We start from the raw sequence: 13,801 nt of genomic DNA on the forward strand, positions 1-13,801 counted from the left end.
AACCCGGTCTTACGACGACAGAAACCTTAACCCTAAGAATATCGGAAGCTGGATGCGTAAAAATACGCACGTCCAGATTTAAAAGAGAGGGGCGAGAGGTAATACTCTCCCTCGACTCTACCCGAGTTGCTGTACCATCGCTTTTTTTCAGAATCGTTACTGTATCTGCATCGCAATCCATGGGTGTATGATGATTGGTATGGAGTAGTGATTTTTCCCTCAAGGAGTTTAGAACCACAAAAGACAAATCTCCATCGCTCGCTCATCAACAGTTCGCAAGTGCGACGCATCTATTTAGATGAGTTGGGTAACCCTGAAGAACAACCAGTTGCAATTAGCTTGCTGCAACTAACCATCGCGTCGGAAGCACAAATGGTAGCACAAGCAAAGCAGTTAATTGAGCGGGTCAAAGCTGAAGAAACAAGCCCCCTCCCAAAGGATGACATAATAGATGTAATTACAACCATCGCTGTTTACAAGTTTATTAATTTGAGCCGAGTTGAGGTGGAAGCCATGTTAGGAATTGATTTAGAGCAAACCAGAGTTTATCAAGAAGCGAAAGAAGAAGGTCGTCAAGAAGGTCGTCTAGAAGGTCGTCAAGAAGGTCGTCAAGAAGGTCGTCAAGAAGGTCGCCAAGAAGGTCGAGAAGCATTACAATTGGAGCTTGTACTCCGAATGTCACAGCGTGGAATGACACAGCAAGAGATAGCAGAGTTACTTGGATTAACTCTTGAACAAGTCAGACAAATTGCTCGCACACAAGCTTAAGAAACGACAGAGACAAAAAGCTTTCTTCGCAAGAAGATGATTTGATGACATAAATATGATGAAGGATTGATATTTAACAAATTAGGTGCTCATTCGCCTTTGACAAATTGCTCGCGTGCAAGCTTAACAAATGTTAGAGATAATAGACGTTCTTCGCGAGCAGATAATTTGAGAAAATCAAAATGAGGAAGGATTGATACTTAACAAATTGGGTGCTCGTTCGCCGTTAATAAATTCATTGATTCGAGCCAAGTTGAAGTGGAAGCCATGTTAGGAATTGATTTAGAGAAAACCAGAGTTTATCAAGAAGCTAAAGAAGAAGGTCGTCAAGAAGGTCGCCAAGAAGGTCGAGAAGCATTACAATTGGAGCTTGTACTCCGAATGTTACAGCGTGGGATGACACAGCATGAGATAGCAGAGTTACTTGGGTTAACTCTTGAACAAGTTGGACAAATTGCTCGCACACAAGCTTAAGAAACGTTAGAGATAATAGACGTTCTTTGCGAGATGATTTGATGAAATAAATATGAATATTATACTTACACCAAAGCAAGAAAAATTTATCCAAGCCAAGTTGCAAACAGGTAAATATCGTAATGCTGAAGAATTGTTAGAGATTGTTTTCAGACTGCTTGATGAATATGAGCAGGCTGATGCTGACTGGATAAATTCTGCCAGAGAAAAAATAGATGTTGCGATCGCAACAAGCAAACAAACTCCACCTATCGACGGGAAAACTTTTGTTAACCAAATTCTGACACAATTCTAGCAGGTACGTGAGGAGTAAGGCTAAAATCAATACCGTGTAAGTCGTTTTTGCACAGCCACATAAATCTCAATTCTCACATATGCCTCTCGCACTTCTCCAACACTGCACTTTTACAGGTCCTGCTTTACCCAAACCTTTTGTTCGCTTTGAGTTAGAAAAAAAACTTACAAAAGCAAAGCTTATCCATAAAATTACGGGAAATGAGGGGAAGGAATTACAAGAGGCTTGGACTGTCTACCGACGTAAATTGAGGGAATTGGCAACGCGAGGGGGTGCGGTACGTGTCAGAAATCATATTATATTACCGTTATTAAAGTTACTATGATATGACCGTATTGAATCAGCAGGAGATGTTGCAACTCGCGAGGGGTTGGAATCGGGCGGAGAGTTGTTGGTAAGTGCGGATGGTAAAGCAAAATTGCGGGTGTGGTGTGTAGATTTTGAGACGGATTTGGATGCACCTGCTCGACGCGGAAGTGCTTATCGTTACAGCCATTTACGCATTGCTCAACGGGTATTACTGACGAGTGGGGAACGGTTGGGTTTGTTAACAAACGGGGTAGAATTGCGGTTGTTAATTTCTGACCCTGCACGTCCGGATTCTCAAGTTAATATTGCTATTGACCCATATTGGAAACGCGATCGCAATCTTCCCGATTCTTTCTTGTTTTTTCTAGCCCTAGCTTGTCCCGATGGAGTCAAAGCTTTACCTGACTTGGTAGAGAAGGCGAGGTTACAACAGGCGCGAGTCACGAAGGAGTTACGGCTACAAGCGCGACGTGCAGTTGAAAGGTTTATACAGGAAATTTTAGACCATCCCCGGAATGCTGAAATCTTACGTACCAAGTCTCAACAGAGTGCAGAATTTGCAAAAGCACTTTGGAAGGAAGGGTTAATTATTGTTTATCGTTTGTTGTTTATCCTGAAGTCGGAGACAAACGATAACCCCGCACAGGCGTTTAGCTTTGCTTCTGCAAGTTTGTGGCGCAATACTTTTTCACCGAGTTTGGCTTTAGCAGATTATGGGCGCAAGATTTTGGATGATGGTTGGGAGACGGGGAGTTTCTTAGAGTCGGGAATGCGTGCGTTATTTAAAATGTTCGTCTCTGGTATTGAGTGTACGGAAATGTCGGTAAAACCCCTCGGTGGTGCGTTGTTTGGGGAGAATGCAACGCCTGTATTGTCTTATTTAACTTGGGGAGAGAGGGCTGTTGCTCATTTGTTGGATCAATTGTTATGGACTACGCCGCAAAAGGGGAAAGGGCGGGAAAGAGTTCATTATGGTCCTTTGGATATGGAAGATTTGGGGCGAGTTTACGAAGCTTTGTTGGAATTAGAACCGGGAATTACAACTGAACCTATGTGTCGTTTGCGGCGACAAAAATTAGAGGTGGTTGTTCCTATAGCCCAGGGGGAGAAATATCGTCCCGCTTTTGAAGACAAGGGGAGAGTAGAACAAGGAGAAGAGGAGATAGGGGAAGAGGATGAGGAGGAAATAGAAGAGGAGGAGACGACAAAGCGGGGTAAGAAAACTAAGGTGGAATGGATAGAAGAAATTCCGCCGGGACGGTTTTATTTACGGGTTGGTTTGGGAAGAAAAGCAAGTGGTTCCTATTACACTCCTCGTTCTTTTGTTAGGTTCTTGGTGAAGGAAACATTGGAACCCCAAATCAACGAACTCAGTCCAAAAGAAGATCCAAAACCGGGGGAGATATTGAAATTAAAGGTTTTAGATCCAGCTATGGGAAGCGGTCACTTTTTAGTGGAAGCTTGTCGTTTTTTGGGTGAGAAATTATATGAGGCTTGTCGGTTATGTGATGAATTGGCTTTGAAAGCCGAACAACAAGCAGAAAGTTCTGAGGATGAAGAAACGCGAAAGTTGGCTTTTCAAAGAGCAAAAATATTCCGTCAACGAGCGATCGATCTACCCGATCCAGATGATAAATTAATGAAGTATTTACCTTCGGCTGCACCAGAAGGTGAAGAAACGGGATTTTCTCAAGCAGAAGCGATCGCATTATGTCGGCGTTTGGTTGCGGTACATTGTTTGTATGGGGTGGATAAGAATCCTTTGGCGGTGGAGTTAGCGAAGTTATCTTTATGGTTGGAGTCTCACGCTGAGGGTTTACCTTTGACTTTTTTAGACCACCGTTTGGTGTTGGGAGATTCTTTGACGGGTCCGTTTTTTGAGCATTTGTTGACGTATCCCGGTGGAAAGCAAGATCGAGTCGATGATGTCTTTGCACAGAATCTTCGTCAGATGAATGGTTATTTCAAGAAAATAGCGAACGTCAAGCACTTGATTACACTCTAGATTTTGTCCAAAAAACAGGTGGCGAATATTTGAGTTTGCTAGAGTTGCGTTCTGAGAAAGATTTAGAGGTTGCTAAGACTTGCTTTGCCAATGGCGAACCTTTTGGTAAGGTGTGCGATCGCTTAGGTGTTAAACTAGGTCGCGAACTTAATATGACTGATGATGCTTGGCGCTTTACACCTACTTCTGAAATTTTACCAGATGGTAAAGACCCACGCAATCCAGAGGTGGCAAAGCAACTGTTGGAAATGGGTTATCTTGTGCTTCATGAGGGGAAAACTTTTCATCAGTATACTGATAGATGGGAAGAACGCTCTAGATATTTAGTTTCTCTTTTAAAACTACAAGATAAACAGGAAATTTTAAAATTAGTGAAATTTTATAGAATTGGAATTCGAGAAGTTTCTTCAAGCACGAATGAGAGAACATTAATAGCAGCGCTCTTGTCATATGGTACTACTTCAGGTCACACCGTAACACATGAAAAATTAGCTGCTGAACGTAGTATAGCAATAGCTTGTGCAACGATCTCATTTCTAAATTCTTACTCTGTTGACTGGGTAATACGTTTAAGTGCTGCTTCTCATGTTACAAAATTTCTACTTAACATGATCCCGGTTCCTTCTTTTTCCCATGCTTTCCTTTCCCACTCCGCCCTACGCCTAACCTGCAATCACACCGGATACGAACCCCTGTGGCGGGAACAACTAAGCGAAATTTGGAGAGAAAGCCAATCCCCTTTCACCTTCCCAGTTCTCCCCTCAGAAGACGATCGCTGGTTAGTTCGTGCTGCTATAGATGCAGTTGTCGCTGATGCTTACGGACTCAACCGAGAACAATACGCCCACATCCTCTCAACTTTCAGTCACAAAAGTTATCCCAAAGCACCACAACTTTGTCTCGCTTGCTTTGACGAACTCCAAACTATTGGACTTGAAACTTTTACAAAGAAATACGATCCTTACTGGGATATTCCCCTCAATGAAAACTTACCAAAACCCGTCATAGATTTGCCCATTCCCAATCAAAGTAATGAGAATGTGGTTTCTACAGATGATGGTAGCTTCCAACTGACTCCACCTCCAGAGGGGAAACCAAAGCGGAGAAAGAAGAAGTAATACTAGACCTCAGTGCTATACCCCCCTGACTGCTTAGTCCGCGTAGGCGGTGAGTCCAGCGCTGCAGGAGGGTTTCCTGCTCCCTGCCAACTGGCGTATAGCCTGCCGCATCGCGTATAGCCCTGGCGGGCATAGCCTGCGGCATCGCGGAGCGTGCGCTTTGCGCTTAGTGTGTGCCTTGCACATAGCGTCTCGGTAAGGAGATACCCGGAGGAACGTTTGTACAGTCGCGATTTCTAATCGTTAGGGCAAAAAAGGGTTATAAAAGCGGATTTAGCATGATGGGAGATGGGTTGGGAGTGAGGTACTTCGAGAATGGGGAATGAAAAAATGTGCGGGTTTGTTTAAAAAACCCGCTTTGGTGCATTCATTTGAAGTTAATAAAAGTTGACTTAACGGATGCCCGAAAACCTAGCTAACAGTTCCTCGCGAGATAATTCTATACAAAGACGAGTATATTCCTCTAACGGTAACTGTAGCATGGGTTCAACTATGGCCGATAGTTCCTCATCTAAAGAACCAAAACGGACTCTGAGCAAATTTTCCACAACTTGGCGTTGTCCTTGTTGTAGTCCTTGTTGTAGTCCCTGTTGTAATATATTAGTCCTTTCTCGCTCGTAAACCTCTTTAAAGTTCATAACGATCTCCCGATCTTCTTCAGTCATGTCTTCTGGATTTCTGGCTACACTAATGCGCCAGCTAAAAAGTAGTTCTATCAGGTTTTGACGCAACGGATTGTTTGGTGAAAGTGCAGCCACCTCCCTTGCTGCATTTTGCTGAACAGATCCCCTCCCTAAAACTCTACACATGAGTGTTTCATTCGTAACTGGCAACTCGTTAATTGCCACTATCGCTGTTCGGAAAGACTCAGGGAAAAAATACACTCCTTGAGGCCATTTTTGTAGCTCTAGTTTAGCGCCAAAACTCTCCAACAACGTATCCGAAGCCGAAGTCGCTAAAATCCACAAACGCGGTAAATTATTCTCTGGCAAAGAAGTTTTTTCTCGCTTTGCTTTACGTTGCAATTCCCCGAAGTAAGCAAGTAGCTTGAGTAAGCAATTACGTACTTCTGTTCTGCTAGGTTGATTGCGAAAAGGTTCTAACAAACAAGTACTGGCTGTTATTTTCCCAAGCAGTCCTAGAGATTCCAGATTCGCCTGGGGTGAAGGTAAGGGGGAAAACAAAATATCTGCCTGACGAACCTCATCAGTGATTTCTCGGCTGACTTCCACCTTACCGAAAGGTGACAGTAACTCTTCTAAATATTGTTTTGCAAATTGGTCGTGAGGCTGTCGAATCATTGTTATTTGCGATCGCCTTAAGCATTAAAGCGTGTTTCTTAGCATTTTTTATCTTAATTGTTAAAAATAAACTTTTTTAGTCAAAAAATAAATATTCTTCCTAAATTTACCCTATAAAGAAACTTCTTAATAATTTTTCTTGACATTATAAGTTGCGTATTGGCAAATTATACGGTCATATGCTATACCTCTCGTTAGCGATTACCATAATCAAAACCAATTCGGCATATTCCATACCTCATGTCAACTTTAGCTACATCTACTTGGACGGTATCCTTCGCCCACACCTTTCTCAACGAAGCCCTGAATATACCGAAAAAAATCAGCCAGCGTTTGCCCAAAACCGTTAAAATCCTGGAAAAAGACCCGATTTCCGCCCAAGGTGATGCTAAAAAGCTAAAGAACTATAAAAATGTTTACCGCGTTCGTATTGGTGATTATCGATTAATCTACAGTATCGGTCAAAACAGCGTCAAACTCCTCAGCCTCCGCAAGCGCAACGAAAGAACCTACGAACTAGAATTTTCTCCATCAGATACCGAAGTCGTCGAAATCACCCATTGCGACCCCATCTTAGAAGAAGACACAACAGGACAACAAATCAAACCCGTATCCCCACCACCCAAAAATCTCCTTCCCCAAAACCTCACTCCCACCCTCCTTACAAAGTGGCGCATTCCCGAAGAATATTGGCAAGATTTGCAAAAAGTTCGCACGGAAGATGACTTACTCAACTTACCAATTCCTCACCAATTTATCGATCGCATTTTAGATAATCTCTTCCCTCGTTCCCTTGAAGACATTGATACCCAGCCAGAATACTTACTGCAAAACCCGGAAGATTTGGAACGTTATGTCGAAGGCGAACTAGCAGCTTTTTTATTAAAACTCGATCCCGAACAAGAAAAGTTGCGGGATGGTATAACTGAAGGTCCTACCTTAGTCAAAGGCGGTCCCGGTACGGGAAAATCAACACTAGCCCTATACCAGGTGCAAAAACTTCATACATTGGGTTATCAATCTATCCTCTTTACAACCTACACCAACGCCCTAGTTTCTTACTCCGAACAACTCTTAACTCAATTACTGGGTAAATCCCCTAAAGATTGCGGTGTTGATGTTGTCACTGTTGATTCCCTAACGCGTTCTTACTACAAACAACGCTATGGCGAACCTCATTTTGCGAAACCAGAACAAGCACTCCACTATTTAGAAACAGCGCTGCAAACAACAGAAATTCCTTCCAAAAACATTTTTGACCGCCAAGTACGCTTACAAAGTCTGCAACGTTTGGGAACTCCCTACTTACTGCAAGAAATCTTGGATGTCATTGAAACCTGGGGTATCTCCAGTTTAGAGGAATACCTAGCCGCAAACCGCCAAGGACGAGTTGTTCCCCTCCGCAATCAAACACGGGAAGCTATTTGGGCAGTATACCAAACTTGGCTGCAACTCATGGAGCAAAATCGCTTAATTACCTGGGAACAAATGCGCCGTCAAGCACTGGAATACGTTTCACAATTACCTCAAAAACCTTATCAAGCAATCCTTATTGATGAAGCACAAGATTTATCTCCAACCGCCTTGCGCTTCTTACTCGCCTTGATTCCTTCCTTCAAGGGAGTTTACTTAACTGCTGATGCTTCCCAATCTCTCTATCAACGTGGCTTTAGTTGGAAACAGATTCATGTAGATTTAAAAGTCAGTGGGAGGACTTTAATGCTACGTCGCAATTACCGCAACACCCAACAAATCTCCTCAGCTTGTGCCACCATTTTAGAAGGAACAAATGCGGGAGATGAAGAATGTCTGCAACAATTATCTTCTCCCTATCAAGGAAATTCACCCACCTTGCTGTTGATAGAGAACATCGACAAACAAGTACAAGCCATAGGGGAATTTTTTACCACCGCCGCCAAACAGTTTCGCCTTCCTATTCATGGTGGAGGGGTACTTTGTCCCAACTCCCAACTCGGACAAGATATCGCCCGTCGTCTCAGCCAACGAGGTTGGAAAGCTCAGTTTGTTTCTGGTAAGGAAATCGATCTCAACGCTCGTTATATTAAGGTGTTAACTCTCCACTCAGCGAAAGGTTTGGAATTTCCTTTTGTAGCTGTTGTTGGTTTGCAAGCAGGAATTTTACCTCGGATTGATGAGACAATTCCTCAAGAGGAAATACCTGCTACGCTGAACGAGCAACGTCGCTTGTTTTATGTGGGTTGCACTCGCGCTATGCGGGCTTTGATGGTGTGCGGTTCTAAAGTGTCTCCTTCTCAATTTCTAGATTCTCTTTCCTCTTCTCGTTGGCAAAAGATTCAAGTTTAATTAACCGCAGATGAACGCAGATGCAGGCTGACGAAGTTTATGTTTTTTGAGAAGTTTTATGAATACGATTTATTTGAAGGATATTTTACAACAAGGGGATGATGCGATCGCAGCTGCTAGCACTTTTCTCGGTTTGAAAATGGCGCAGCTAGATTGTTCGGATGTGGAGACTATTTCTGGAGAACAACTCTCTCTACTTTTTTCTAAGATTCCTCCAAGTTGGGAGTTTGAGGAATTGGGGAAGGTGCTTATTGCTGAAAGTATGAGCGAGACTTTAGGAATAGCGTTTTTTGAGTTCGTCAACAATCGCGGTTCTTCACAGCCTCTGGTTGCTCAGACTAACAAAATCTCCTATGGAACTCAAACACCAAAAAAAGCCGTTCAAGATGTCACTCCCATTTCAATATACTTTACTTCCCCTTCTATTCCTCTCTCTACCGCACCTTCTCCTTTAAATCCTATTAAAGTTCTCGATAAAGTCATTGCGGAGTATCGCGATTATTTATTAACAGAATTTAGAGCCAAAGACCCACAATTAAAAGCTGCTTTAGAAAAAGCTATTGACCAACCTTTATTTTTAGCTCAAGAACCATTTTATCAAGCCCATCGTCCTTTTAAAAGTGGGGAAAAATGGCAGAATTTATCCATAGACGCGAAACTCGCCAGAGTCATGCAACAACGTTCCGGTAGCGAGTTTGCATACCTCCATCAAAGTCAAGCAATTGACCATTTATTAGGACAAAACGCCTCTCCCCTCGTTGTGACAACGGGTACGGGGAGTGGAAAAACGGAAACCTTTCTTTTACCAGTCATTCAAAATGCGATCGCAGATGCAGCCCAATTCCGAAGACAATCCGGACTGACAGCTATTCTCGTCTATCCAATGAACGCCCTCGCTAACGACCAGTTCCTACGTATCCAAAATTACCTCAAAGAATCTGGTTGGGAAGGGGCAATTAGTGTGGCAAAATACGATCGCGGCACTAAGTTAAAAGAACGTCAAGCTTTACGCCAAAATCCACCCCATATATTACTCACTAACTATATGATGCTGGAGTATCTCTTAGTACGTCCAGCAGATAGAGAAGATATCTTTGCCAACCATCGCTGTCGTTTCCTTGTTCTGGATGAAGTCCACACCTATCGCGGAACGTTGGGAAGTAACATCGCCTTGTTAGTCAGACGCTTGCAAACTCACTTAAAGGACGCAAAACAGGATTGGTGTTCTCAAGTTCCCCCAGAATTACAAAGAAAACGCTATCCCGAATTTCTCCCGGTTGCAACTTCTGCCACGATTAAAAGTGTAGCGGAAGGAGAACACTCCCCACAAGAAAGAATTCGTCTCAGAGATGAAGCCGTTCAAGAATTTTTTAGTAAAATCTCCGGTGTCAACAAATCCAGCATCCGAGTCATTGGCGAAGAACTTGCAGAACTTCAAACACCACCACAAGCAGTTTCTCCCTCAATCCCTTACATATTATGGGATTTAAACCGATGGCTGATTCGTTCTCCCCTTTCCATTTCCCAAATTGTCAAGAAAGTTAAACAAGAAATTCCAGAGCGATCGCATTAGCTTATTACAAGTCAATTCTGAAGTCTTGCAGTTAGAAGCTGCTACAGAAAAACAGCGTTACCGTTGTGAAGTTTGCTCCACCCCTGTCTTGGGATGGCAAAAGAATTATCCTTGTCCGTATTGTCACGGGAATTTAATCCGGTGGACTGATTCAGAGAGCGCAGAAAACAGATATGTGAAAAAAATCCTCTCACCAGAATATATACCCCTAGTCGCAGGAGAACATACCGCCCAAATTCCTAACGATGTACGAGTTGAATTAGAAGACAACTTTAAAGCTAAGGCGGGGGAATCAAAAGTTAATTTATTAGCCTGTTCGCCGACTTTGGAAATGGGTATTGATGTCGGTGGATTGGATGCAGTCATTTTACGCAATATACCACCACGTCCAGATAACTACGCACAAAGGGGAGGACGTGCGGGAAGGCGTACCCGTATTGGTTTAGTCGTTGGTTATGCTCGAAATACACCTCATGACCAGTATTTTTACGATAAACCGGGAGAGATGATAGCCGGAGAAGTACCAACCCCCGCACTCGCATTGGGGAATCGAGATGCAATATTCCGTCATTTAAATGCGATCGCATTTGGGAGTGCCAAACCTGGTTTAGCCAGTAAGATGGTAAATTATATCTCTCCTTTAGGGGAAATCCATCAAGAAGCCGTAGAAGAACTGGTGACAGGAGTAGAAGCGCAGATAGATCGAGCGGTGGCTGTCGCTTTACAAGCTTGGCAAGGTAATGTATTATACGAAGCAGGATTAGATGAAACAGCCCTGCGCCAACACTTAAAGGGATTACCCGAACAAATCCGGGATGTTATCAATCGTACCGCCCTGCAAGTTAAGGAATTAAGAAGCGCTCTTGATACATACTCCCTCCAACTCCAAGGCGAACGTGCTGGAACTCGTGCGGCTCAACTCATTGCTCGAATACTAGGTATTCAAACAGACAAACAAAATAAGAATAATGAAGCTGATGACCTTTCCGTCGGTTATCCTTTACGTAGATTTGCTGAATTTGGTATTCTTCCTGGTTACGAATTTCCCACCCAACCAGCATCATTGCGACTTTTAGGTGACGATCGCGAAGAAGACCCCGTAAGTGTAGCAAGACGTTTTGGAATTGGTCAATTTCAACCCGATGCTCAAGTCTTTGCTCGTACCAAACGCTGGAAAGTTATTGGTTTAGATAACGCCTCTCCATGGAACTCCAGAACTGAAAGCGCAACTTGGTCTTACCGGATATGCAATACTTGTCAGTTACGGTACGATGCATCCGAACCTGCTTGTCCTCGTTGTGGGAATAATGCACCAGGAAAAGATTACGTTGGTGGAGAATTTGCTGGTTTTTTGGCGCGAAGGGATGAAAGTCCAATTCTCGATGAAGAAGAACGTTACGTTACCCGCAATCTTGTCAAAACTTACCCTCAGTGGGACGGACAAGTTGTAGGACGGTGGACATTAAGTACTGGTTGGGGATTGCGTTGGAGTCGGGATGAGGAGGTACGTTGGGTTAATGAGGGGGTTCCGCCTAAAGATAAAGATAGGGAACAGAATACTCCCTTACTACATAATGAAGCAAAAGGGTATCCGTTGTGTAGCGAGTGCGGGCGAATATTGCAAAACCCAGATGTAGCGCGATCGACAACTCAAGGACGACGCAAAACTCACAAATCCGGTCAAGATGACCCTTACGGTCATGCAGAAAATTGTCCTAAAAAAGGCGCACCGCAACCTCTGGCAATTGTAACAGCAAGTAAAGCAGAGGTATTGCGATTAATAGTTCCTATCCCTATTTCTACGGAGGAAGAGGATTTACAATCTTGGGGATTATCTCTTGGATACAGTCTGAAAGCTGGTATGCAGCAATTGTATATGTTGGATGGTTCCGAGATTGATTTTGAGTTTGAGGGAATTTGGCAGGTGAGTTATGAAGGAAAAAAATATAACACAATTTCGCTGACGTTTATTGACCCTAGTTTAGGTGGAAGCGGGTATTTGCATCGGATTGCTAGCGAATTTCATCAAGTGGCAAAAACAGCGATCGCGCATTTAGACCATCCAAACTGTGTAACTGCCTGTTACCGTTGTCTCAAATCATATCAAAATCAACGCTATCACGAATTACTCAATTGGCCGCAAGTTATCCCCGCCCTAGAACAACTCGCACAAACGCCACCAACACCACGTTCTTTAGAAACAGGCGATCTTGACGATCCGCTTCCCTGGTTAGAAGCTTACGATGCAGGTGTAGGTTCTCCTTTAGAACTCAAGTTTCTACAGCTATTTGAAAAACATGGGTTCCATCCCCAAAAACAAATACCAGTACCAACAAATACGCCAATTTCCGTTGCTGATTTTGCCATACCAGAACGGAGACTAGCAATATATATTGATGGAACTGCCTTTCATAAAGGAGGAAACAGATTGCGAGATAAATTTATTCGCGATCGCTTGCGTAATGCCAATTCTCCTTGGCAAGTTGTCGAATTAAACGCTACAGATTTAGCTAGAGGTAAGGCATTAGTAGAACAACTCAAAAGCAAATAACAGTCAGTTTGTTCCAAATTTGACGCATTTACTTGGATGAGCTAGGTAGCCCTGAAGAGTAACCAGTGGCAATTAGCTTGTGGATGCGGTACTGCATAAGGTCATCGTTTCGATTTCAGGATGGGGAAATGGCTTGCCAAAGGAGAAGGCTGTAGACGTTGAACCATAAAGTCGCAAATGCTCCAGCCGTTCCTTAGCTTCAGCAATTGTGGGAGTATGTCCTGCAGGAACCCACCATAACGCTAGGATTGGCTGCTCGGTTTTTTCAAACCAACGACGGCGATCGCGCATTATGTTTGCATGAGCACCGCGATATACGTAGTTTGAAAGGGCTTCTAAAGATTTCCAAACTGTGAGAGTAATTAAAATTCGCTCGTCGTCAAAAGCACGAATACTGGTAGCATCGTTTGCACCTTCACTTCGCAAACGCCATACGAAACCGGGATCGGTATCTGCGATCGCATTAATACTTTCAATTTGTGCGACGAACTCTGCCATTTCTGGAGAATCTAGTGGCGCACGTAAGGTAGCAGTATTTACTTGAGCAAGATGATAGCGTTCTGTATTCATAGTTTTTGCACCATTGTGTGATGATACGCTTAAATGTCGTTTCTGCTATTTCTTATTTGTCAACTCTCTAAATATACACTTAGGTAGTCAAAATAAATACTTACGTATCTATCCTGAGAGAGAGCAGTGAGGACAGACTAACATCACAGCTTGATATTTGGCATCTGATAATTCTTGATTTTTGTTTTTAATACTTCATATTTAGGTACTCAACTCAAAAGGTGACCGTTCATACAACAAGGCAGTTGGGAAATGTTCTATGTTAACTAAACCCTTTACTTTTGTATAAACGGCGGCTATATCCGCTAAAGAACCACTGGAGCGGCGGAAATCCTCTGCTTTGTTAGTGTCATTGAATTGATTGAGTGTAACGGCTTCAGGTTGAACAGACACATCGAGTCATTTCCGCCGCCCTGGTGATTTATTTATGCAAGGTCTCTTTTCTTTCCTCTGCGTCCTGGTGTGATTGGTGCAGTTCTTAAAAAAACTTGTAACTATATATTGTATATGTA

12 protein-coding genes are annotated in these 13,801 nt (G+C 43.1%); 9 read left to right on the forward strand and 3 right to left on the reverse strand.

Annotated elements, in window-relative coordinates:
- Nucleotides 1-126: 126 nt before the first annotated feature.
- The 6 genes from HC643_RS34320 (at nt 127) to HC643_RS40985 (ending at nt 4,969) form a co-directional block, all read left to right on the forward strand.
- Nucleotides 127-768 (forward strand): Rpn family recombination-promoting nuclease/putative transposase, encoded by a 642-nt coding sequence (locus tag HC643_RS34320; protein ID WP_237266011.1) that lies wholly within the window; start codon nt 127-129, stop codon nt 766-768.
- 267 nt (nt 769-1,035) lie between these two features.
- A complete protein-coding gene (locus HC643_RS34325; protein WP_038086816.1) occupies nt 1,036-1,242 on the forward strand; it encodes a hypothetical protein in 207 nt (68 codons plus the stop codon).
- Between the two features lie 52 nt (nt 1,243-1,294).
- The gene (locus HC643_RS34330; RefSeq protein ID WP_038086819.1) at nt 1,295-1,537 is read left to right on the forward strand and encodes a ribbon-helix-helix domain-containing protein; all 243 of its coding nucleotides are present in this window, start codon (nt 1,295-1,297) and stop codon (nt 1,535-1,537) included.
- Between the two features lie 79 nt (nt 1,538-1,616).
- On the forward strand, nt 1,617-1,862 hold the full coding sequence (locus tag HC643_RS40975; protein ID WP_050046539.1) for a hypothetical protein: 246 nt from the start codon (nt 1,617-1,619) through the stop codon (nt 1,860-1,862).
- A 45-nt stretch (nt 1,863-1,907) separates the two neighbouring features.
- Nucleotides 1,908-3,851: an N-6 DNA methylase gene (locus tag HC643_RS40980; RefSeq protein ID WP_202048681.1), complete on the forward strand. Its 1,944-nt coding sequence runs from the start codon at nt 1,908-1,910 to the stop codon at nt 3,849-3,851.
- 29 nt (nt 3,852-3,880) lie between these two features.
- Complete coding sequence (locus HC643_RS40985; protein ID WP_050046536.1) at nt 3,881-4,969, forward strand: hypothetical protein; 1,089 nt, start codon at nt 3,881-3,883, stop codon at nt 4,967-4,969.
- 392 nt (nt 4,970-5,361) lie between these two features.
- Here HC643_RS40985 and HC643_RS34340 read toward each other — a convergent pair whose 3' ends face one another.
- The gene (locus tag HC643_RS34340) at nt 5,362-6,270 is read right to left on the reverse strand and encodes a hypothetical protein (RefSeq protein WP_038086822.1); all 909 of its coding nucleotides are present in this window, start codon (nt 6,268-6,270) and stop codon (nt 5,362-5,364) included.
- Nucleotides 6,271-6,510: 240 nt separating this feature from the next.
- On the opposite strand from HC643_RS34340, the gene HC643_RS34345 reads away from it, so the two are divergent.
- Genes HC643_RS34345 through HC643_RS40995 form a run of 3 tightly spaced genes read left to right on the forward strand, consistent with a single transcriptional unit; the run spans nt 6,511 to nt 12,719 of the window.
- On the forward strand, nt 6,511-8,595 hold the full coding sequence (locus HC643_RS34345) for a 3'-5' exonuclease (protein ID WP_038086825.1): 2,085 nt from the start codon (nt 6,511-6,513) through the stop codon (nt 8,593-8,595).
- Nucleotides 8,596-8,653: 58 nt separating this feature from the next.
- A complete protein-coding gene (locus HC643_RS40990; RefSeq protein ID WP_038086832.1) occupies nt 8,654-10,168 on the forward strand; it encodes a DEAD/DEAH box helicase in 1,515 nt (504 codons plus the stop codon).
- The gene (locus HC643_RS40995) at nt 10,125-12,719 is read left to right on the forward strand and encodes a helicase-related protein (RefSeq protein ID WP_050046535.1); all 2,595 of its coding nucleotides are present in this window, start codon (nt 10,125-10,127) and stop codon (nt 12,717-12,719) included. The genes HC643_RS40990 and HC643_RS40995 overlap by 44 nt, the downstream gene beginning before the upstream one ends.
- A 72-nt stretch (nt 12,720-12,791) precedes the next feature.
- Here the strand turns inward: HC643_RS40995 and HC643_RS34355 are convergent, their stop codons facing one another.
- Entirely contained in the window at nt 12,792-13,289 is a 498-nt protein-coding gene (locus HC643_RS34355; protein ID WP_038086838.1) for a DUF3291 domain-containing protein, read from the reverse strand.
- Nucleotides 13,290-13,490: 201 nt separating this feature from the next.
- Nucleotides 13,491-13,682: a hypothetical protein gene (locus HC643_RS34360; RefSeq protein ID WP_038086841.1), complete on the reverse strand. Its 192-nt coding sequence runs from the start codon at nt 13,680-13,682 to the stop codon at nt 13,491-13,493.
- Nucleotides 13,683-13,801: the final 119 nt, after the last annotated feature.

This window comes from Tolypothrix bouteillei VB521301 (assembly GCF_000760695.4).
Classification (GTDB): Bacteria; Cyanobacteriota; Cyanobacteriia; order Cyanobacteriales; family Nostocaceae; genus Scytonema; species Scytonema bouteillei_A.